This is a genomic window from Methanobacterium alcaliphilum, assembly GCF_023227715.1.
GTDB classification, from domain to species: domain Archaea; phylum Methanobacteriota; class Methanobacteria; order Methanobacteriales; family Methanobacteriaceae; genus Methanobacterium_E; species Methanobacterium_E alcaliphilum.
In genome coordinates this window covers 47843-71133 of sequence record NZ_JALKIF010000003.1, presented here as the reverse complement: position 1 = coordinate 71133, position 23291 = coordinate 47843, and the positions used below count along the sequence as shown (strand labels likewise).

Here is a 23291-nt window from a genome sequence, read left to right as displayed (position 1 = left end):
AATATTAATAAATCATATTTATTATAATTTTATTCATTAAAGGTTGTGAAGGTTAATGGAATTAATTGTGGCCAAATTTGGAGGAACTTCGATAGGAAATGGGAATAGGATAAAAAAAGCTGCTCAATCAGTTGTTGATGAATATATGAAGGGCAATAAAGTTGTTGTTGTGGTTTCAGCCATAAACAAGACTACTGATGAACTTCTTCACATTGTTGATGATGCTATGGAAGAAGCAGTAACAGAAAAACAACTGGCAGAAATTGTTTCTATGGGAGAAATGACCAGTGTTAGAATATTCTCTTCAGCTATTGAAGCTCTGGGTGTTAAATCTGAATATGTTGATCCTTTTATGGATAATTGGCCAATAGTAACCGACAGCAACCTATTAAATGCTAAAGTTGATTTCAAAGATACTGAAGAAAAATCTCAAGAACTCATAAAAATGCTGGATCAAGGAATAATTCCAGTGGTCTGTGGATTTTTAGGTCGGGATAATCAAGGTTATATTACCACTCTTGGACGAGGTGGGAGTGATATAACTGCTTTCTTATTAGGGCACTGTTTAAATGCAGATAATGTGATTATAGTAACTGATGTTAGCGGGGTAATGTCCACGGATCCTAATAAATTACAGGATGCTCAAAAACTGGATAAAATTTCAGTAGAAGAAATGAGAGATCTGGCCACTCATGGTGCTCAAGTATTACACCCTCATGCTCTCAAATATAAAGATCCTAAAATCAATGCTAAAATCATCGGATTTGAAAATGGAGACCTTTCTTCTCCTGGAACTGAGATAATAGGTCCTTCAAAAGATGAAATGCTCAAAACCACATCATTAATTGGAGAACATATCTCTGTACTGGCTGTTGTAGGAGAGGAAATATTAAACAAGTCAGGTATTTTAGCAGAATTAACAGATATACTGGCAGAAAATAAGATTAATATCTTTGGTATTTCTACGGGTCAAAATTCGGTAACGCTGTTCATTAACAAAAAAGATGCTGATGAGGCGCATCGAATACTGCATGATGTTGTTGTAAAAAATGATAATTTAAGCTCTCTTTCATTAGGAACTGAAATTGCTATGATTAGTATTGCTAGTCCCGATTTTATAGATACGCCGGGGATTATATCTGATATAACTGAACCTTTAAGAGAGAACAATTTAAATATTGTTGAAATATCATCTTCACAGACTTCAGTTGTGATTTTTGTAGAGTGTAAGGATGGAAAAAAAGCTTATGAACTTGTAAGGAGTGTCTTAGAATGAAATTTGAAGGTACTACCGTAGCTATGATAACTCCATTTACCTCTGATGATGAGGTAGATGAACCAGGCATGCGGGAAAACATAAACTATCTGATAGAAAACGGTGTAGATGGGATTCTTGCAGCTGGAACTACTGGAGAATCAGCCACAATTACTCATGAAGAACAAAGAAAGATGATTGACATTTTGATTGACGAAGTCAATGGCCGGATTAACACCATTGCAGGTGCAGGTAGCAATTCTTCTAAGGAAGCTTTAAGTTTAGTTCAATATGCTGAAAGCGTTGGAGCTGATGCAGCACTGGTCATAACTCCTTATTATAACAAACCACAATCACATGGTCTTTTGGAACATTACCGGATGATGAATGATTCATCTGATATTCCTATTATTGTTTATAATGTACCTTCCAGAACTGGAACAGATATTGATGTGGAAACAATTGTTCGAGTGGCGGAAATGGATAATATAGTGGGAATTAAAGAAGCCAACCCGGATATGGATAAAGTTTCCATGTGCATGAGTAAACTAATAGAATTTGGTTTAGATGATAAATTCACCATAATCTCTGGAAATGACAATCTAACTCTCCCTATGATATCTTTAGGGGCAAAAGGAGTAATTTCAGTAGTTGGAAATGTTGATCCTGCCAGAATGAGTCGAATGGTAAATGAAGCACTTTCTGGTGATTTTGGAGGGGCATTTGAAACTCATTATGAACTATATGATCTTATGAAAGTTTTATTTGTTGAAAGTAACCCAGTTCCTACCAAAGAAGCATTAAATATGATTGGCAGGCCTTCAGGTCATGTTAGAATGCCTCTTGCTCCTTTAAAAGAAGAGAGTAAAGCTAAGTTAAAAATAGTTTTGGAAGATCTTTCCTTAATCTAACTCAGTTTAGCAGGTTAATTAAATAAGGACTAAACAATTTTTTTCTTAGATTAACTGTAGAACAAGTTGATTTATTTATTTCCTATTTATTTTTCAATCTATGGAGTTTGATAAAATGATAAAAGTGGCAGTAACTGGTGCATGTGGAAGAATGGGGTCAGGAATAATAAAGACAGTTCTCCAACAAGAAGATATGGAAGTTGTAACCGCTATTGAAGCTCCTAATTCACCATTAGCAGGAAAAGATGTGGGTGAGGTAATAGGCTTAGGTCCTATTGGTGTGGAGATATTTGGAGCTGAAAATTTGGTAGAGGCATTAGAAAAGAGTAAAGCTGATGTATTAGTAGATTTTACTATTGCTAATGCTGCAGTTGAAACTATAAAAACTACTGCAAAATGTGGAGTTAATCTTGTAGTGGGAACAACTGGCTTATCTGATGAACAGATGATGGAAATCAAAGATTCTATTTCCAAAAATAATGTTAAAGCGGTTATTTCTCCTAACATGGCTGTTGGTGTTAATGTTTTTTTTAAGATTTTAAAAGATTTAGCACCAGTATTGGCAGACTATGATGTGGAAATCATTGAAGCCCATCACAAACACAAAAAGGACGCCCCGTCTGGAACAGCGGTTAGAGCGTTTGAAATAATTGCACAAGAAACTGAGCGGAATCCTCAAGAAGCAGGAGTTTACGGTAGAAACGGCCTCGTTGGAGAACGCACTAAAAATGAAATAGGGGTCCACGCAGTTAGGGGTGGAGATATTGTAGGTGACCACCTAGTGCTTTTTGCGGGGGATGGAGAACGATTAGAAATTGTTCATAGGGCACACAGTCGTCAGGCTTTTGTTAGCGGTGTTATTAAAGCCTTAAGATTTATTCCTTCAGCAGATAAGGGTAAAATTTGTGATATGACTGATGTATTAGGAATTTAGATGGCACGGTTTTTAAGAGCCTATAAATAAAAAATATTAGGTATAATCTATAATAAAATAGCTAATGAAAATATAATAATGTATTATTTAAGGGGTATGAGGTGATATTATGGTGAATGTAGGTATTCTCGGCGCAACTGGAATGGTTGGTCAAAGATTTATAGAACTATTGACTGATCATCCGGATTTTGAAATTACATCATTGACTGCATCGCAACGTTCTGCTGGAAAAAAATATGAAGATGCCGCTACTTGGTACTTGGATAGTGGAATGCCAGATTCTGTGAAAGATATAGAAGTAGTGGATACGGATCCTTCTCAAGTAGGTGATGTGGACATCGTGTTTTCGGCACTCCCTACAGAAACTGCAGCAATCGTCGAACCAAAATTCGCAAAAAAATATATTGTAGCATCAAATGCAAGCGCTATGAGAATGGAGGATGATGTGCCTCTGGTAATACCTGAAGTTAACCCGGAATATTTGGATTTAGTTGATATCCAGAAAAAAAATAGGGGATGGGATGGATTCATTGTAACAAATCCTAATTGTTCCACTATTGCGCTTACTATTACTTTAAAACCAATCTACGATCAGTTTGATATTAAAAGAGTTTATGTATCAACTATGCAGGCCGTTTCTGGTGCGGGATATAATGGTGTTCCTTCAATGGCCATAGTTGATAATCTGGTGCCTTTTATTGGTGGAGAAGAAGAGAAAATGGAAACTGAAACTCTTCACCTTTTAGGAGAATTAGAAGAGGGTAATGTAACCCCTGCATCATTTGGGGTTAGTGCCTCCTGTCACAGAGTATCTGTTGTTGATGGTCACACAGAAGCGGTTTTCATTGAAATGGAAGATCAATGCGACCTTGATGATATTCATAAGGCCATGGCTGATTTTAGAGGTCTTCCTCAAAAATTAAATCTCAATTCTGCTCCTGAAAAACCAATCATTATCCGATCTGAGGATAATAGGCCTCAACCACGTATGGATCGTAATGCTGATGGTGGGATGGGAGTAACTGTTGGAAGATTAAGAAAAGACGTTGCTTTTGAAAATAGTTTTAGATACGTCTTGGTTGGCCATAATACTATTCGTGGCGCTGCTGGAGCTTCTATATTGAATGCAGAATTAATAAATGAAATAATGTAAGATTTTTTAAATCTTATAATTTCATCTCTTTTTTGGTTTTAAATTATATTTATGAGTTTTTTAGATATCAATAAATCGGGAGAATTATATGTTTGAAAATTTGATTCCTGTATTTTCGAATGTAGATATAAGCATATATTATTTCTTTAACTTATATCTCCAAAACCCAGTTTTTGATATAATTATGCCATTAATTACTTATGCAGGATCACAATATTTCTGGTTAATAGTTTGTATCTGTTTTTATGTTTTTGGTGGAGAAAAAGGAAAAAATGCTGCTTTTTTATGTTTAATGGCATTAATAATTGGTTTCTTTGCCAGTGAATTATTAAAGGATTTAATTGCCCGCCCAAGGCCATATGTGATGTTAACTGAAGCGTTGCCTTTAATGGATATTGATAGTTTCGCATTTCCCTCTGGCCATGCTACGGCTTCTTTCATTGGGTTTTCTATGATCGGAATCAAATATGGGCAGGTTATTCTTGGTTTGGCTCTGGCTTGTTTGGTGTCTATTTCCCGTATATACATGGGAGTTCATTATCCTTCTGATGTATTGGTTGGTGCTATTTTAGGAATAATATGTACTCTTGTAGTTTTAAAGTATGAAGAAAACTTTTTAAACACTAAAAATAAAATATTAAATAAATTTACTCATTAAAATTTCAAGTGATAGCATGCGGTTCATGAAAGACACAGAAAAGGATCAATTAAAGAGTTTAGTTAAGGCGTGCATGTTAGAGATTAGCAAGTTAAAAATGGACTTAAAAAAATCTCGAGAAATGAATAAAGATACTGAAAACTCTCAAAATTTAGAACATGATCTTAAATCTAGAGATTTAAAGATTCAGGAATTAGAAAATGCCTTGAAAACTAAAAACGAATCTATAAATAAACTTGAAAATATTATAAATGAGAAAGAAAATTACATATGTGAGCTTGAGGAAGTTAAAACTTATTTCCAAGCAGTAACTGCTAAACCAAAAAGAGATTTAACTTCATTCCAGTTTCAGGTTTATCAATTACTTCCCAGTGAAAAAGGAAATACTAAAAAAATGCATGGTTTAATAAAAGCCATTGCTTTTAATGAATTATCCTATGATAACATGTTCCATATTTTAAAAAATCTTGAAAGAAAGGGATATTTTAAGTCGTATAAAAGTGGCAGTGATATAATCTGGGAGAAAATTGAAAAATCTTAAAACTCTTTTTATAATCTTGCAAAAGCTCTGATGGGTGATGCTTCTGCTTTAATAGAAAGGGGGATGAAATTTATTTCAAATGGCGTTGTATTGATTTTTCCCAAGTTTGCCAGATTTTCCACAATCCATATGTTATTTGAAAGCAGTTTTTTATGCACTAGAGTTTTCCCCATCATATCTACACTGGGACCATCAATTCCCAATCCTTTAATCTTTTTTTCGACTAAAAATTCCGATGCTTCGTGTGTTAAATATGGATTGTTTTGAAAATATTCGGGAAAGCCCCATTTTTTATCCCAACCTGTTCTAAGTAAAACCACTCCAAAGGATTTAATAGCAGATAACTGCTCCATGTTAATTTCCTGTTCATTTATATCGACTATTTGGCTGGGGCCTATTAATTCTTTAAGTGCTATTTCATCAACTTTTTTACCATCACGGTGGAAATGATAAGGAGCATCGATGTGAGTTCCAGCATGCAGGCCTGTTTTTATAAGAGATAGTGAGAAATCATCTGTTTCATGATTCATTATTTCTTCTTGATAAAAAGCCGGATCATTTGGGAATACGGTCATATTATTGGATAATGGTTGACTTAAATCAATAATTTTCAATAAAACTTCTCCATGAGCCTTAAATAAAAAAATAAATTATCTGAAACTTTAATGAAATTATAATGAATATTCTTTCAAAGTTCCATAAATTGTCGATTTGGATTTATTCCAGTTTTTTATCCCACCGAATGTGTTAGAATAACTGGTAGGGTCCGCAGTTATCCACCCATACCCTCTAATCCATATCTGGGCCCATACATGGGTGTAATAATTTCCACTTTTAATGAATTTACAGTTTCCGCGTACATAACGGGCAGGAAGACCAGCACTTCGCGCCATAGCCACAATTAGATGTGCTTCATCAACACAGTTCCCTTTTCTGTATTTTAGAGTTTTAGTTGCCCCGTATTTAGTACGATAATAAAAAGCATAGGCCACTTCATCTCTTACCCAATTGTATATGCTTTCTCCGGTGGTATATGCATCAACGGTTGCTAGTTTACGTGCCATGTATACTATGCTGGGATTTTTAATATCACTATATGCTGTGGATTTAACATATTTCCTTAAACTGGATGGAACATACCATCTGGAATTTTTCAATTTTTGGACTTTCGCTCGATTAGATGCTACATATTCATATTTTTCCTGCAACCGATTGTACTTTCGCTGAAGTTTGGCTAAAATTGATTTATTTTTAGTATTTTTTATTTTTTTAGAAACTAATCTCATGCTTTTTTTGATTTCTTTAAGTTCTGTTGAGAGATATTTTAATCTTTTATCCACATACAAAGAACTAAATTTCCTGGCTGTCGAAGGCAAAGGAGTTTTTAAATATACTTTGCTGGGCATTTTTCCATGTGCCTTGTAATACTCTGCTATTTTAGAGAATAAATATATAGTATTATAATAATCAATTTTTCCTTGAGCAGAGTTCGTATATGCTGATGTTTTTTTATTGTAGGATATATAATTGGAAGTTTTTGTGGCCATGGCTTTGTACTCTTTAGAATTGAAGTATTTTGATATTCGAGAAACAGTATAAAATTTCTCTTTGGTTTTAAAAAGAGTCGTATTGTTCTTTCCAGAGATAATTGAACTTATGGCATATAGATATTGGGCCATAGTAAGATTGTTTTTACCGGCCATCACGTATTCTGGCAATTTTTTATTTTTTTTAATATATTTAGAAACTTTTGCTCCGGAATTAATGATTTGAGTTTTATTAAGAGTTATATTGTCATTATCTGAAGAATTAGCTAATGAACTTTCAGGGCTTAATTCTGTGGCTTGACAGTTATTCACAGTTAAAATACAAAAGAAAGATATTATACAGATCATTAAAATAAATAACTTGGAACGGACATCATATTTTTTAAATATGGTTAAAATTTCTTTTTCTTTTGAATTCAGTGAATGATTTAGATTACCCATTATAATCACTTTTTACTTTTTTTCTATTGATGAAAAAAAGATATTACTAATTGATGAATTTTATATACTTATTTTATATTATCCGATATAATTAATCTTAAATATATATTATTTAAACCAGTATAATATTATTTAGTAAGGTGAATTGTTATTATTTTTCTACTTCTAAATTTATTACATTGATTAATTCTCGAAAACTATTTATAGAACCTCTAACCCAGTGATAATTGCATAAAAATTTAAGGATTAGAGGTGATTATTGTGGCACAATACAGTGGCGCAGGACAACCAATTTTAGTGCTTCCTGAAGGCACTAACAGGTTTATTGGAAGAGACGCTCAAAGAATGAATATTTTAGCTGGAAAAGTATTAGCTGAGACTGTAAGAACAACCCTTGGACCAAAGGGTATGGATAAAATGTTAGTAGACTCTTTAGGGGATATTGTAGTTACTAACGACGGTGTAACAATCCTAAAAGAGATGGATATTGAGCACCCTGCTGCTAAAATGCTTGTAGAAGTAGCCAAAACCCAAGAAGATGAAGTGGGAGACGGAACTACTACTGCTGTGATTATCGCAGGAGAACTACTCAAAAAAGCAGAAAACCTATTAGACATGGATATTCACCCAACCATTGTTGCTATGGGTTACAGACAAGCTGCTGAGAAAGCTCAAGAAATATTAAATGAAATTGCTATTGGTGCAGATGACAGAGAAACTCTCTTAAAAGTTGCTATGACTGCCATGACTGGTAAAGGAACTGAAAAAGCTCGAAAACCACTAGCTGAGTTAATTGTTGACGCAGTTAAACAGGTGGAAGAAGATGGTGAAGTCGAAATAGACCACATCAAAATCGAGAAGAAAGACGGAGCTATTGTAGACGAGTCTACTTTAGTACAAGGCGTCATCATTGACAAAGAAAGAGTTCACCCGGGTATGCCTAAAAAGATAGAAGATGCTAAAATCGCTCTTTTAAACTGCCCAATTGAAGTTAAAGAAACTGAAGTAGACGCAGAAATAAGAATCACTGATCCTACTCAAATGCAAGCTTTCATTGAACAAGAAGAGCAAATGATCAAGGACATGGTAAACTCTATCGTAGACACCGGAGCTCAAGTTGTATTCGCTCAAAAAGGAATAGATGACCTTGCACAACATTACTTAGCAAAAGCTGACATAATGGCTGTTAGAAGAGTCAAAAAATCCGATATCGAAAAATTAGCCAAAGCTACCGGAGCTCAAGTTGTAACCAACATCGAAGATTTAACTGCAGCTGATTTAGGAGAAGCTGGACTAGTATCTGAGAAAAAAGTTTCAGGCGACGATATGATCTTTGTTGAAGAGTGTAAAGAAGCTAAAGCTGTGACTTTAATGGTCAGAGGATCCACTAAACACGTAGTTGACGAAATCGAAAGAGCCGTTGACGACGCTATTGGAGTAGTAGCTGCAACAGTTGAAGATGGTAAAGTTGTTGCTGGTGGAGGAGCACCTGAGATAGAATTATCTAAGAAACTCCGAGACTACGCTGATTCTATCAGTGGAAGAGAACAACTAGCTGTAGCTGCATTTGCTGAAGCTTTAGAAATCGTTCCTAAAACTCTTGCTGAAAACGCAGGTCTGGACAGCATTGACTGTTTAGTAGATTTAAGAGCTGCACATGAAGACTCATTCTACATGGGATTAAATGTTTTTGAAGGTGAAGTTGCAGACATGAATGAAGCTGGTGTAATTGAACCTCACCGGGTCAAAAAACAAGCTCTCCAATCTGCTGCTGAAGCTGCGGAAATGATTCTAAGAATCGACGATGTAATAGCATCATCCGGAGCAGGAAAACCAGATATGGAAGGAATGGAAGGTATGGGTGGAATGCCTGGCGGCATGCCTCCAATGATGTAATTTAAAGGTTAAAACCTTTAAATCTTTTTTTTTATTTGGATTGTTAATTTTGGTTGGAATTTTATAGTATTCTCAATTATTAGGCAATATTGATAATTTTTAATTAAAATCTTTAATAATATGCTCATTTTTCAATATTCAATTAATAATATTTAATCTAAAAAACAAATTAATTACTAAACCAATTACACATTGGTTGTGTAATTATCAAGGAATACAAATATTTTGTACAAAAAATAATTTTAGTGGGTATAACCACTATTCTGGTTAATCTGAGTCCGTTAATTTTACTACCTATTCTCTCTAAAACTCTGGGAGCTGAAGGATATGGTATATGGAACCAATTCACTGTCACACTAACATTATTGCCTGCTATTGCTGCTTTAGGCCTCCCCTATACTTTGGTGAGGTTTTTATCCGCATCCCGAAATTTAGATGAAATAAAAGAAGCATTTTATACTATCGCCGCCATGGTCATGGTAGGATGTGGCTTCATTGCCATTCTATTTTTTATTTTTGCAGATACGGTAGCTGATGCACTTTTTAGAGGGAATGTTTTTGTAGCATTAATTTTAGCGGTAACTCTTTTCATATCTGGGTTCATTTTACTATTTTTTGATTATTTTCGCACATTTGATCAAATGAGAAAATTTTCGATTTTTTCATTTCTTCAGGCGTATTTATCGGTAATTATTGTGGCTGTTTTTGTTATATCCGGCTATGAAATATCTGGCGCTGTTTTTGGAATGATGATCACGCAAATAAGTGTAGTTTTAGCCATGTATATTTTGATATTCAAACAAATAGGATTCAAATTCCCCAAATTTCATAATGTAAAAGAATATTTAAATTTTGGTTTACCTACCATACCCAGTAATATTTCTTTTTGGATTCTGGATATCACTGATCGTTATTTAGTTGGTATCTTTTTGGGATTGTCATTTGTTGGATATTATTCTGCAGGATACCTTCTGGGAAACTTAATATCAATCTTACTTTCTCCGTTTTACACTATTCTTCTCCCTATCCTTTCTCAGTATCATGCTGAAAATGAAATTTTTAAAATCAAATCTCTTTTAAACCACTCTATTAAATTTTTTTTGGTACTGGCAATTCCTTCTGTTTTTATGTTAACTATACTAGCCAAACCAATTTTAACAATTCTTTCAACTCCTACCATTGCAGAGAATGCTTACATAATTACGCCAATTCTCGCATGTGGAGGATTATTCTTTGGAGTTTATGGTATTATTAGTCAAGTCATTGTTTTAGAGAGAAAAACAAAAATAACGGGTAATATATGGTTGTTCGCAATCTTCTTGAATATGATAATGGATCTAACATTTGGATACTATTGGGGAATTATGGGTATTGCAATTACCACATTTCTTGTTTATCTATTTGCAATGCTTTTAACTATTTATTATTCTTTTAAATTTATCAGGTGCAATTTTTATTTTGGTTTTTTGATCAAAACTTTTATTTCTTCGGCTTTAATTTCATTACTTATACTAGTTATTCGCCCAACTCAACCATTAACTATACTTTTAACCATTTTAATCTCTTTTATTTTGTATATATTAATATTATGGGCTTTAAAAGGGATAAAAAAATCTGAAATTATCTTATTTAAGGAGGTGTTTTTGGATATATCTAAAATGATTTTTAAACCACTGCCTAAAAAATCCTTGAAAAAGAAACTAAAAAAATATCGAAATAGAGATCACTAATAATATTTAATTATCTATAATATAATTGATAATAATTTATTTCAGGTGGTTGAATGGAATCAGAAAAACAAATATTCAATGATATAACTCCTCAAGAGGCCAGAAAATTAATAAATGAAAATCTGAATAATCCTAATTTTCTTTTGTTGGATGTTAGAACTCCAGACGAATTTTTTAGTGCTCATATTGAGGGTTCGAAAAATTTGGACTATCATGGTATTAATTTTAATAATGAACTAAATAAACTGGATAAAAACAAGAAATATCTTTTGTACTGCCGATCAGGAGTTAGAAGTGCTAATGTTTTTAATTTAATGCGCTCTGCGGGATTTAATAAAATTTATAATATGTTGGGGGGCATAACTCTCTGGGCTGATGAGGGGTTTCCATTAGTTAGATAATTAACGAAATTTTATTTTTATGAGGGGAGGATTAGGTGAAACAATTTTTGATCACGCCTGCGGCAGGTAAGCGTTTGATAGCCAAAGCATTAGTAAAACATCCATCAATTCAAAAATCATTAAAGTATGGTACTCTGGTCATTGTCGCTGGAACTACTAATGGGTACATTGCAGAGGAGATTTTATACAATATTGGTCAGATTGAAGGGTTTTCAAGGAAAAAATTTTTTCGAGGTATTGTAATTCCTCCAAATAAACCCCGAACTGGAGAAGGCAGACTTCCAAATGAAAAAGGATTTCCTGGAGATGTAATTATAAAAAATGGAGAATGGTTAAAGGGAAAAACCATTTTTGATATAATCGATTATTTGAAAGAAGGAGATGTCGTTTTAAAAGGGGCTAATGCATTAGATATATTTCATAATCAAGCTGGAATTTATATTGGCCATCCTCAAGGAGGTACTATTGGGGTAGCATTACAGGCCCATGTAGGTCGCAGAGTTGAATTAATACTACCGGTGGGTCTTGAAAAAAGAATAACAGGTAATCTCAATGATCTTGCAAATAAGATGAATAAGCCGGGAATCAAGGGCTCCCGGATGTTAACTGTTCCTGGTGAAGTATTCACTGAAATTAATGCCGTTAAAATCTTGAGTGGTGCTGATGCAGAATTGGTGGCGGCAGGAGGAGTTGCTGGAGCTGAAGGAAGTGTATGGCTGGGTATTGATGGAGATGAAAAACAATTAGAATCTGCTGAAGAATGGATAAATTCCGTTTATAAAGAACCTGCTTTTAGTTTATAATTATCTATTCTAAACTAGATTATTCTATGAATTTGATATATAATCCTTTAAAAAATAAATTAAAAAAGTAAAAAATAAAAATTTTATTTTAATTTTTATCTGGATAAAATGTGTACTGCAGCTGTTCCACCGGTACCTCCAATGTTATGGGCCATACCAACTTCGGCACCTTCAATTTGCCTTTTACCTGCTTCACCACGTAATTGCCATACTAATTCTGCAGCTTGAGCAATACCAGTAGCACCTAATGGATGTCCACGGGCTTTTAATCCACCAGATGGATTAACTGGAATTTTTCCGTCAATTTGGGTCATACCTTCTTCAACAGCTTGACCGCCTTTTCCTTTTTCAACAAATCCAATATCTTCTAGGGCTAAAATTCCGTTGATACTAAAACAATCGTGGACTTCTACCATATTAATATCTTTAGGGGTCATATTTGCCATCTGGAAAGCTTTTTTCGCGGCATTAACTGTGGCATCGATGGTGGTTAAACTTTTCCTATCATGTAATGCAATAGATCCAGAAGACTGAGCTGAAGCCTTTACATAAATAGGAGTGTCAGTGTATTTTTTAGCATCTTCTGCAGGGCATAATATTGCTGCTGCAGCCCCATCAGATATAGGGGAACAATCTAATAATCTTAATGGATCGGCAACCATGGTAGAATTCATAACTTGTTCAACACTTATTTCCATAGGGTACTGTGCCCGGGGATTTTTTGAAGCATTTTTGTGGTTAATTACAGATACCATGGCTAATTGTTCTCTGGTGGTCCCGAATTCATGCATATGTCTGCGAGCCATCATAGCATACAATGATGGGAAAGTAACTCCTTGTTGAGCTTCCCATTCTTGATCTGAAGCAGTGGCAATAGCTGGAGTGGGATCAACAACGTCCGTCATTTTTTCCACACCTGCAGAAATTACTATATCGTGGTAACCTGAAGCTACAGCCATTATACCATTTCGAAGTGCCAGTCCTCCAGAAGCACATGCCGCTTCTATTCTAGCACAGGGAATGGGTGTTAAACCTGCATGATCTGCAATAAGTGAAGCAATATGTTCTTGTTGAACAAAGAGTCCTGCAGACATGTTACCTACATACATGGCCTCTAAATCTGCTCCTTCAATACCTGCGTCATTCGCAGCACCTATTCCGGCTTCAGTAATTAGGTCCCGAAATGAATCATCCCATAATTCTCCAAATTTAGTTTGTGATACTCCAATAATTGCAACGTCTCTCATATTTTGATCCCCCTTAAGCCATTTTTATTTTTTCTTTGAATTTAGCATACACGGCATAATCGACATAACATTTGTCTTTTATCATGTCCTGAACCTTAGGGGCTAAATCTTGCTTTTCTTCAATATTATCGTTAACAGTTATACTGAATGCGTCGCTTCCAGCACCTGAACCATAAGAAACAGCCAGTATTTTGTCTCCGGGGTTTGCTTCATCTAAAATAGCTGCCAGTCCTAAGGGGGTTGCTCCAGAGTATGTGTTTCCAATTACTGGAGTTAAAAGACCGTATTGGACCTGTTCTTTACTGAAACCTAATTTTTTCGCTGCCTTTAAGTAAAATTTACCATTGGGCTGGTGGAATACTGCGTAATCATAATCTGAAGCATCAGTTCCCATTTTTTCAAACATTCCTTTGGCAGCAGATAACACATGTTTGAAATAAGCTGGTTCTCCTGTAAATCTTCCTCCGTGTCGGGGGTAAGGCATTCCTTCCCTACGATAAAAGTCAGGGGTGTCTGTGGTAAAACTGTAAGTTGATTCAATATCTGCCAAGGTATTTTTGTTACCAATAACATAAGCTGCTCCGCCTGCAGAAGCAGTATATTCCAGAGCATCTCCTGGAGCTCCTTGAGCAGTGTCTGCTCCAACGGCCACACCATATTCTACCATACCTGAATCGACTAAACCCATACATGCTTGAATACCAGCGGTTCCAGCTTTACAAGCAAATTCTAAGTCTGCTGCAGTTAAATCTGGTGCTGCATCTATAGATTCTGCAACTATGGTTGCAGTAGGTTTTACTGCATACGGGTGAGATTCGGATCCCACATATACTGCCCCAACTTTTTCAGGATTCACTTTTGCTCGTGTCATGGCATGTCGAGCAGCTTCTACTGATATTGTAGCAGTGTCTTCATCAGCAGCAGGTACAGATTTTTCTGTAACTACCAGTCCTCTAGAAATAGCATTTGGGTCGTCTCCCCATACTCTTGCTATTTCTTCCACTTTTATTCTATATGAAGGTACATAAACTCCATATCCAACGATTCCTGCCATTAGCATCACAACCATATAATAATTAATTTCCTTAATCAATTTCTTTTGTTATTAGTTAATTAAGGACAAATTTTCTTGTAGAATTTAAATTTTTGATTTTTCAAAAATATTATTTCTAATTAGTTCTTGCATTAATTTTTATTTTATGTTATAAAGAATATTTGCTATCAAAAAATTATAACTTTTATTATATATAATTATGTGATATTTCAAGGTATTTTACAAAAAAATAAAGATTATTACTCTTTAAAATCGACATTCATTATAATAAAAGTTCATTTTATTTATTTAATAGAAAAAAATCATGAGAGAAAAATATTTCTTTTAGATGATCAAAATCTAAAATTAACTGTTGTAAATAGTTTATAGCTTAAATTAAAAGTATAATGCGGCTGCCGGGATTTGAACCCGGGCTGTAGGCTTGGAAGGCCCAAGTACTAACCAGACTATACTACAGCCGCAATGCGGCGTCCGGGATTTGAACCCGGGTCGCTGGCGTGGCAGGCCAGTGTCTTAACCAGGCTGGACTAACGCCGCATGTCACGTATACCAACATTTGAGTTCATCACATATAAAGTTTTAGGTTTTTTCTTAAAATTTGATGGATTTCCAATACAAATTGAAAGGTTTTTATAAATATTTTTGGAAATGGGGATTATTATTGGATTAAATGAATACAAAGACATTACTTGTATGTAAAATTAAGAAAATCCTGACGGGCTTATTATTGAGGATAAAATATTAAATTTATATATAATATGAAACCATTTTATTAAATCAATTACTTAATAAATGAAAATTCAATAAATATAAAAAATAAATACAATGGGGGCAATAAAACGAATTTAAAAAAAATAGGACTTCCTCTGGCAATTATTGCCGCGGTTATCGTAATGTTGATTCCCCTACCTGGTTTGAGTTCTTCGGGACATGCTGCCATTGCATTACTTATTTTTGCAATTATTATGTGGGCCACTGAAGCTGCTCACTTAGCTGTAACTTCGCTTATAATTCTTTTTATACAACCCATAATTGGAATTGAAAGTTTTGATAAGGCGGTTATTGGATTTGCGAATCCTATTCTCTTTTTGATGATTGGTGGATTTATCATGGCTGAAGCTATCCGAAAGAGTGGTCTAGCTCAGAGATTGACTTATGCGCTATTATCAAAATTAGGAACTTCACCAGGAAAGGGTCTTTTTGTAAGTATTTTTTCCACGGGTATTTTATCGGCGTGGATAGAAAATGTGGTTGCTTTTGCTATGCTTTTGCCGATTATTAAAGAAATAGTTCTTTTAATGGGTTGTACTGGTGCAGAAAAAGGAAAGAGTAATTATGCCAAAGCTATGATATTAGGTGCATCCTTTGGTTCTCTAGCAGGTGGATTTGGAACAGAAATTGGTACAGCACCAAACCTTATGGCTGCAGCATATACGGGCATTCCTTTTGTGAGTTGGATGGCATTTGGATTCCCACTAGCTATAGTCATGATGTTTGTGATCTGGTTTATTTTAGGAAGAATATTCCCTTCTGAGGTTAAAGGCATTGTTGGTGGAGATTCTACTTTAAAAGAAAAAATCAACAATCTGGGTAAAATCAGTCGTGATGAAAAAATAAGTGCAGCTATATTATTATTCGCCATTTTCTTATGGATATCTGCAGGATATACTGGAATTGATAGCTATTCTGTTGCATTAATCGGAGCAGTGTTATTCCTTCTAACGGGAGTTATTTCCTGGCGAGATGCTCAAACAAATGTTGATTGGGGATTAATCGTCTTCTTTGGAGGAGCCTTATCTTTAGGAGCCGCACTTCTAAATACGGGTGCAGCAGACTGGTTAATAAAAGATCTAGTTGCATTAATGGGCAATGATCCTTCTACAATTGCCATAATGTTGGTTTTGATGGTTATAGCGGTCTGTATTACTCAGGTTATGTCTAATATCGCACTTTCTGCCATAATGGTTCCATTATCAGTAACTTTAGCACAGACTCAGGGGCTTGCTGTTGGAACTTATGCAGTACCAGTTGCCATTGCCTGTTCATTATCTTTCATGTTCCCAATGGCTGACCCAACTGTGGCTATGGCTTATGGATCTGGCTTTGTGAATGTAAAAGAAATATTTAAAGCAGGATTGCCAATGGTTGTTATTGGGATTATATTAACTGCATTGGTAATGATATTTTGGGCTCCAATGTTTATCAATGCCTAAAAAATTATTTCCTTCTTTTTTTTAAAATAAATGAAGTCAATTTTTATAAAAATAGTGTTTTAATACTATAATGAAAAGAAGTTTAGGTATTTGGTTTACCTTAAACTCAAAAAGAGAAAACTGGTTTTTAATGATTGTATTAAAATTCTGAGACCATTTTCTCTACAAAAACCATATCTATATTTTCTTCAACAATCTGGGCTAGCCGATCAATTGAAAATCTTTTAGAATTTTCATAGTGATCATCAATAAAATCTAAGCTTTCTAAACCTTTTCGTTCTCTTAAGATATTGGTAAAATATCTGCGGAAATTGAAATTATGAAACATTCCATGGAGATATGTACCAGCGACATTTCCGTCCACGGCTCCATCAAGGTTGCTTTGTGGAGAATTACCACAGCCATAAGTTATTTTGGTCAGTGGTTTGGATTCACCTAAAATAGTAGTGCCCTCATGTAACTCATATCCTTTAACACATTCTCCTTTTAAATCATGAAATAGGCCATTACCTATGACTTCACCACGACTTTGTGTAATTATTTTGGGAATATCTTTAAACTCACTATAACAATCTAGTATACCTATCCCTTCAACACTCCCATGGTGAGATTCTTTTTGGTTTTCATCTATGATTTTTTGACCTAACATTTGATATCCACCACAAATTCCAAACACCATAATCTCTTTAGACAAACTCATTATTTCTTCATGAATTCCATATTCTTTAAGCGAAACCAGATCGTTTATAGTATTTCTGGTTCCAGGGATGATAATAGCATCTAAATTATCCAGCGGTTCATTTAACTCAATTAATTTCAACCCAACATCTTTTTCATATTCCAGTGGATCAATATCTGTAAAATTAGATATCCTGGGGAGGCGCATTACACCAATCTGGATTTGGCCACTACCTCTGTATTTCCTTTCTGATAATGAAGCAGAATCTTCTTCGGGTAATTTGAGCTGTGGGTCGTAGGGCATCACTCCTAAAACAGGAACGCCTATAATTTCTTCGATTTGTTTTATGCCGGGCATTAAAATATCCAAGTTACCCCTAAATTTATTAATTACAACTCCTTTTATTCTGCTGCGGTCTTTTTCATCTAATAAAGAAAAAGTTCCAGCAATAGATGCAAAGACTCCTCCACGATCTATATCTGCAACCAAAATTACATCGGCGTCTGCCAGATGAGCAATTTCCATATTTGCCAGGTCACGATCTCTCATATTTATCTCAGCTGGGGATCCGGCACCTTCAATCACAACAATATCATATTCATTTTTTAAAGATTCAAGAGATTCTTTTATGGCTTTTAAAGCTTTTCCTCTAAAATTTTGCTGATAATCATAAAAGTTCATATCTCCAGCAGGTTTTCCATGCACAATTACTTGAGAAATGAAATCTTCTTTAGGTTTTAGTAAAATAGGATTCATATGGTGTGAAGGATCTATTCCTGCGGCCTCTGCTTGTAATACTTGCGCTATAGCTATCTCTGCATTTTCGTTGGTAGTGAATGAATTAAGTGACATGTTCTGGGATTTAAATGGTGCTACTTTGTAGCCCATCTTTGAGAAAATCCTACACAATGCCGCCACCATAACACTTTTTCCTGCATTAGATGATGTTCCTTGAATCATTATACATTTTGAAGATGACTTAAACATGGCAAACCTCTTATTGAGCTTAGTATTCTTATTTTGAATAGCATAATACGATTATTATATTTCAATATTTTTTTTTTTTAAGATATATTGGTTCTAATTTTATTTATGCTATATCCATTGGAAATATATTTTAATAAAATTAAAGAGATATTAATATTAATAAATAGGTTGTGTCATCTAATGGATAATTCTAAATTATATTTTTGATGGATTTCAGGGGTCACGGTGTTAATATGGATGAAATAAATGATGCAGAATTGTTTAAACAAGTATTTAATCAAGTAAATGATATTATTACTATCATTGAGATTAAAGAGGATGGTAGTGCTGGGAATTTTGTGCATGTTAATGATATGGCGGTGGAAACATTAGGATATTCTAGAGAAGAACTTACCAATATGAGCCCGAGAGATATTGGATCAAAACCTTTAAAGAATAAAGAAAAAATAGATCAACTTATTTCTAAAGGAAAAGTTACTTTTGAACGAGTTTATAATACTAAAGATGGCCAAAGCATCCCTGTGGAAATAAATTCACATATGTTTAAGTTTAAGGGGCAAAAAGTAGCTTTATCTGTTGCTAGGGATATAACTGAGCGAAAAAAAGCTGAAGTTGAGATTAATAGATTGGCCAGTATTGTAGAATCTTCTGTTGATGCTATTATAGTTTATGATTTAGATGGTATTGTTCTAAATTGGAACCCTGCTGCTGAAATGATATATGGTTATTCTGCTCAAGAGATGATGGGTAAAAATGTTTCGGTTTTAATGGAAGATGAAAAATGGCAGGAAAATCTTCAAAATATCGAGAAAATTAAAAGAGGAAACGTTGTTTCCCATTTTGAAACAACACGGATAAAAAAGGGCGGATATGAATTTGATGTTTCTATTACATTATCTCCTGTTAGGAATTTGGATGGGGAAATTGTAGGGATAGCCGGCATTGCTCGAGATATTACTGAGCGGAAAAAGTCTGAAAAAGCATTAGAATACGCTCAAATTCAACTTGAAAATGCCATGGGATTGGCGCAGCTTGTTTATTGGGAAATGGATCCGAAAACAGGAAATTTTATTGTTAATGACCGGTTTTATTCATTGTATGGCACTACTGCAGATGAAGAAGGGGGGTATGAGGTACCGGTTGAATATTATATTGAAAAATTCGTACACCCTGATGATAGGGGTTTGGTGGCAGAAACCATACAAGGTGCTGGTGAAACATCTCCTGATGATGAACAATTCGAACACAGAATCGTTAGAAAAGACGGAGAAACACGTTATATTGTTGTCACCATAAAAATAGTTTATGATGATGAAAACAATATTATTGGTGCTTATGGGGCTAACCAGGATATCACTCAACGTAAAAAGGCAGAAGAAGATTTGAGGATTAGTGAGGAAAAATATAGAAAAATAGTTGAAAAATTCATCCAGAATGCCTTAGGTTTAATCTCTGAGATTAACAAAGAATAAATTGGCTATTAATTCATTTTTCACTTTTTTACACATTCTTTTATTACTAATTTAGTTAACATTAAGGTCAGATTATTTGCTTCAATAGAAAAATTTTTAATTTAGAAAGTTTTAATGTTGACATTTATAATTAAGTATAAAAAAAATATTAAAATTAATTTTGGTTAGAAAAATATTTAACCTATTAAAATAAATAAAGGTTAGAAAAATATTTTAACTAAAAAAATAAATCCTAAGAAGATAATAATATAGTTTATATCTCAAATAAAAATGGAGGCTCTCGAAAATTTATGACAACCACCATTGAAGCAGCTAAACCAAAAAAATCAGTTGCTTATGAAACCTCAAAAGATATTGAGGTACCTAAAATGCTAATTGACCAACTTATTGGTCAAGAAGAAGCTGTAGAAACAGTTAAGAAGGCAGCTAAACAGCGCCGGAACATTCTATTAATCGGAGAACCTGGTGTGGGTAAATCTATGTTAGCCCGGGCTATGGCCGAATTACTCCCTCCCGAAGAATTACAAGACATTCTAGTTTATCCCAATATGGAAGATTCCAATAATCCTTTAATTGGAGTTGTTCCATCTGGAGAAGGTAAAAAAATAGTAACGAATCATAAAAATAAGTCTAAGGGTCAAGAAGAGAAGAAGAACTTGTTTATGATGCTCATTATTTCATTTATCCTCATAATAGGATTCATGCTCGCACAATATTTAGCAGCAATTATTGCTGCAGGAATAGTATTCCTGGCATTACAACAAATGAGGCCTAGAACATCAATAATGGTTCCAAAATTACTGGTCAATAATGAAAGTAATAAATTTGCCCCATTTGTAGATGCTACAGGAGCTCATGCCGGTGCATTACTGGGAGATGTAAGGCACGATCCTTATCAATCCGGTGGTCTTGGAACTCCTGCCCATGAGCGAGTAGAATCTGGAATGATTCACAGATCTCACAATGGTGTTCTTTACATTGACGAGATAGGAACCATGAAAATGAGAACTCAGCAGGAGTTACTCACAGCCATGCAGGAGAAAATGTATTCCATTACTGGTCAAAGTGAGACCAGCAGTGGAGCTATGGTCCGTTCACAAGCAGTTCCATGTGACTTCGTTTTGGTAGCTTCTGGTAATATCCAGGTACTTAAAGGAATGCACATAGCACTTCGGTCCAGGATTAGAGGTTATGGTTATGAAGTATTCATGAAGGATTCCATGCAGGATACACCTAAAAATCGAGAAAAACTCGTTCAATTTGTTGCTCAGGAAGTTGAAAAAGATGGTAGAATACCTCACTTCAGCAAAGAAGCGGTAGATGAAATCATCCGAGAAGCACAGAGAAGATCCGGTAAGAAAGAATCATTGACTTTAAAATTGAGGGATCTGGGTGGCCTGGTGCGAGCTGCTGGAGACATCGCTAAAGGTGAAGCTGCAGAATTGGTTACTATGGATCACGTGGTTAATGCTAAAAAACTTGCAAGAACTTTAGAACAACAAATCGCTGATAGATACATTGTTCAAAGGAAAAAATATAGTGTATTCAAATCCGAAGGCGGTGAAATTGGTCGTGTAAATGGATTAGCAATAATTGGTGATCGTAGTGGAATTATACTACCTATCGCTGCTGAAGCAGCACCTGCTCAAAGTAAAGAAGAAGGTAGGATAATTGCTACAGGTAAATTAGGAGAAATTGCTAAAGAAGCAGTTCAAAATGTAAGTGCCCTCATTAAAAAGTACACAGGAACTGATATATCTAGCTATGATATACATATACAGTTCTTACAGGCTTATGATGGAGTGGAAGGTGACAGTGCCAGCGTATCTGTGGCCACTGCAGTAATCTCCGCATTAGAAGAAATTCCAATTGATCAATCAGTTGCATTAACTGGTTCACTAAGTATTCGTGGTGATGTTTTACCTGTTGGAGGAGTAACTGGTAAAATTGAAGCAGCTGCAGAAGCGGGGATTAAAAAAGTGCTGATTCCAAAATCCAATATGAATGATGTAATGATTGAAAAACATTATGAGGATAAAATAGAAGTTATTCCTGTGGAAAACTTGGGTGATGTCATTAAACATGCACTTGTTGGCAAAGGAAAAAACAGCCTGGTTGATAAAATGCAAAAAATTAGTGAAATGGTTCCCAAAAACATTTTAAAGAACCCTACAACTCACTAAACATTGTATTTTTCTAAAAAAGGAATTAATATTAATTCCAAATATTTTATTTTTTTCTGATTCTTTGCTTTTAAAAGTAGTAGGATCTTTTTTTTTAAATAAATAAATTTAAAATAAGTTATTATCTATTTAAGGGCTTTAGCAATTAGTGGTGCCACTGAAATAGAACTAACTTGTGAAGTTAAGGTATCTGTAGAGAGAACATCACTAACCCCTGTGGCAAAAATCTTTAAAATTGCATCATCAACAAGTACAGGATGGACACAAGTTACAGTCACGCTTTCTGCACCATAGTCCTGTAAGATATTAGATGCATTAACAATTGTCCCACCGGTACTTATTATATCATCGATAATAACTGCTTGTCTTCCGTCAACATCCAGATTTTTAACCCTGGTTTCCACGGTATCTGGTGAGAGACGGGTTTTTTCCATATGATCACAGGGACATTTTAATATATCTGCAACTTCCTGGGCATGACCTAAGGCACCTTTATCTGGAGCAATAATTACTGGATCATCCAGCATAACACCAACGTATTCTGCTATACTTCCCATAGCAGATAAGTTAGTAACTGGAATATTAAAAAAGTCAGCCATACTTTTTTCATGTAAATTAACACAGTACAATTCACTTGCTCCAGCAAACTCAAGCATGTTTGCCATAATTTCTGCAGAAATTGATTCTCCACTATTAAAACGTTTTTCTTGACGACCATAGCCAAAGTAGGGTATAACTACTTTAATATTATCTGCACCTAAACTTTTGAGAGTCTTAAGTATAAAAAAAAGTTCCATGATGTTTTCGTCTTGAGGATAACCGGTTGACTGAACCACCACTATTTCATCTTCTAGTTCTCCTTTAATTCGAACATATCTTTCTCCATCAGGAAATTTTCGAGTTTCTATAGGGCAAAGATAATCATCAAGTTGATTTGCAACTTTTGCTGCTAATTTTTGAGATGCTGAACCACCAATTATCAAAATAATCACCAAATAAACGATAAACTAATTTATAATCATTCAAAAATATTTTTTAAAATATATAAATGCAATATCACTATCAAAATTTATGTATTGTTTAACATTTAATTATTTGTTAACTTTATTAATAAGCTTCTAATAATAGTTAGATGATTATTGTTAGATGTTAATTAAAAATTTATCCATCACTTTAAAAATCTTAT

Annotated in this window: 19 protein-coding genes and 2 tRNA genes; 13 read left to right on the top strand and 8 right to left on the bottom strand. The window is 34.5% G+C overall.

Going from position 1 to position 23291, the window contains the following annotated elements; translation table 11 throughout:
- Positions 1-55: 55 nt before the first annotated feature.
- The 6 genes from MXE27_RS02740 (at position 56) to MXE27_RS02715 (ending at position 5452) form a co-directional block, all read left to right on the top strand.
- Entirely contained in the window at positions 56-1276 is a 1221-nt protein-coding gene (locus MXE27_RS02740) for an aspartate kinase (protein ID WP_248610872.1), read from the top strand.
- Complete coding sequence (dapA, locus tag MXE27_RS02735) at positions 1273-2166, top strand: 4-hydroxy-tetrahydrodipicolinate synthase (protein WP_248610871.1); 894 nt, start codon at positions 1273-1275, stop codon at positions 2164-2166. The genes MXE27_RS02740 and dapA overlap by 4 nt, the downstream gene beginning before the upstream one ends.
- 115 nt (positions 2167-2281) lie before the next feature.
- Complete coding sequence (gene dapB, locus MXE27_RS02730; protein WP_248610870.1) at positions 2282-3100, top strand: 4-hydroxy-tetrahydrodipicolinate reductase; 819 nt, start codon at positions 2282-2284, stop codon at positions 3098-3100.
- Between the two features lie 109 nt (positions 3101-3209).
- Positions 3210-4253 carry an aspartate-semialdehyde dehydrogenase gene (asd, locus tag MXE27_RS02725; RefSeq protein WP_248610869.1) on the top strand — a complete coding sequence of 348 codons (1044 nt, stop codon included), beginning with the start codon at positions 3210-3212 and terminating at the stop codon, positions 4251-4253.
- Positions 4254-4341: 88 nt separating this feature from the next.
- Entirely contained in the window at positions 4342-4911 is a 570-nt protein-coding gene (locus MXE27_RS02720) for a phosphatase PAP2 family protein (RefSeq protein ID WP_248610868.1), read from the top strand.
- Between the two features lie 16 nt (positions 4912-4927).
- Positions 4928-5452, top strand: coding sequence for a hypothetical protein (locus MXE27_RS02715; protein ID WP_248610867.1), 525 nt, complete (start codon positions 4928-4930; stop codon positions 5450-5452).
- Between the two features lie 8 nt (positions 5453-5460).
- Here the strand turns inward: MXE27_RS02715 and MXE27_RS02710 are convergent, their stop codons facing one another.
- Both MXE27_RS02710 and MXE27_RS02705 read right to left on the bottom strand, forming a co-directional pair.
- Entirely contained in the window at positions 5461-6066 is a 606-nt protein-coding gene (locus tag MXE27_RS02710) for a cyclase family protein (RefSeq protein ID WP_248610866.1), read from the bottom strand.
- A 57-nt stretch (positions 6067-6123) separates the two neighbouring features.
- On the bottom strand, positions 6124-7440 hold the full coding sequence (locus tag MXE27_RS02705) for a transglutaminase-like domain-containing protein (RefSeq protein ID WP_248610865.1): 1317 nt from the start codon (positions 7438-7440) through the stop codon (positions 6124-6126).
- Positions 7441-7701: 261 nt separating this feature from the next.
- Here MXE27_RS02705 and thsA point away from each other — a divergent pair, with 261 nt between their 5' ends.
- The 4 genes from thsA (at position 7702) to MXE27_RS02685 (ending at position 12270) form a co-directional block, all read left to right on the top strand.
- Positions 7702-9336, top strand: a complete 1635-nt coding sequence (gene thsA / locus MXE27_RS02700) for a thermosome subunit alpha (protein ID WP_248610864.1) — start codon at positions 7702-7704, stop codon at positions 9334-9336.
- Positions 9337-9527: 191 nt separating this feature from the next.
- Positions 9528-11066: an oligosaccharide flippase family protein gene (locus MXE27_RS02695; protein WP_342765987.1), complete on the top strand. Its 1539-nt coding sequence runs from the start codon at positions 9528-9530 to the stop codon at positions 11064-11066.
- Between the two features lie 53 nt (positions 11067-11119).
- Entirely contained in the window at positions 11120-11467 is a 348-nt protein-coding gene (locus tag MXE27_RS02690; RefSeq protein ID WP_248610862.1) for a rhodanese-like domain-containing protein, read from the top strand.
- A gap of 35 nt (positions 11468-11502) precedes the next feature.
- Positions 11503-12270: a hypothetical protein gene (locus MXE27_RS02685; RefSeq protein WP_248610861.1), complete on the top strand. Its 768-nt coding sequence runs from the start codon at positions 11503-11505 to the stop codon at positions 12268-12270.
- A gap of 95 nt (positions 12271-12365) precedes the next feature.
- On the opposite strand, the gene MXE27_RS02680 is transcribed toward MXE27_RS02685, so the two are convergent.
- The 4 genes from MXE27_RS02680 to MXE27_RS02665 form a co-directional block, all read right to left on the bottom strand.
- The gene (locus tag MXE27_RS02680) at positions 12366-13517 is read right to left on the bottom strand and encodes an acetyl-CoA acetyltransferase (RefSeq protein ID WP_248610860.1); all 1152 of its coding nucleotides are present in this window, start codon (positions 13515-13517) and stop codon (positions 12366-12368) included.
- A gap of 13 nt (positions 13518-13530) precedes the next feature.
- A complete protein-coding gene (locus MXE27_RS02675; RefSeq protein ID WP_248610859.1) occupies positions 13531-14571 on the bottom strand; it encodes a hydroxymethylglutaryl-CoA synthase in 1041 nt (346 codons plus the stop codon).
- Between the two features lie 387 nt (positions 14572-14958).
- Positions 14959-15032, bottom strand: a tRNA-Gly gene (locus MXE27_RS02670).
- A 2-nt stretch (positions 15033-15034) separates the two neighbouring features.
- Positions 15035-15108, bottom strand: a tRNA-Gly gene (locus MXE27_RS02665).
- Between the two features lie 251 nt (positions 15109-15359).
- On the opposite strand from MXE27_RS02665, the gene MXE27_RS02660 reads away from it, so the two are divergent.
- Complete coding sequence (locus tag MXE27_RS02660; RefSeq protein ID WP_425438262.1) at positions 15360-16784, top strand: DASS family sodium-coupled anion symporter; 1425 nt, start codon at positions 15360-15362, stop codon at positions 16782-16784.
- Positions 16785-16923: 139 nt separating this feature from the next.
- On the opposite strand, the gene cobQ is transcribed toward MXE27_RS02660, so the two are convergent.
- Entirely contained in the window at positions 16924-18450 is a 1527-nt protein-coding gene (gene cobQ / locus MXE27_RS02655) for a cobyric acid synthase CobQ (RefSeq protein WP_248610857.1), read from the bottom strand.
- Positions 18451-18683: 233 nt separating this feature from the next.
- Here cobQ and MXE27_RS02650 point away from each other — a divergent pair, with 233 nt between their 5' ends.
- Complete coding sequence (locus MXE27_RS02650) at positions 18684-19922, top strand: PAS domain-containing protein (RefSeq protein WP_248610856.1); 1239 nt, start codon at positions 18684-18686, stop codon at positions 19920-19922.
- Positions 19923-20212: 290 nt separating this feature from the next.
- Positions 20213-22105, top strand: coding sequence for an ATP-dependent protease LonB (lonB, locus tag MXE27_RS02645; protein ID WP_248610855.1), 1893 nt, complete (start codon positions 20213-20215; stop codon positions 22103-22105).
- Positions 22106-22230: 125 nt separating this feature from the next.
- Here the strand turns inward: lonB and MXE27_RS02640 are convergent, their stop codons facing one another.
- Positions 22231-23088 carry a ribose-phosphate diphosphokinase gene (locus MXE27_RS02640; protein WP_248610854.1) on the bottom strand — a complete coding sequence of 286 codons (858 nt, stop codon included), beginning with the start codon at positions 23086-23088 and terminating at the stop codon, positions 22231-22233.
- Positions 23089-23291: the final 203 nt, after the last annotated feature.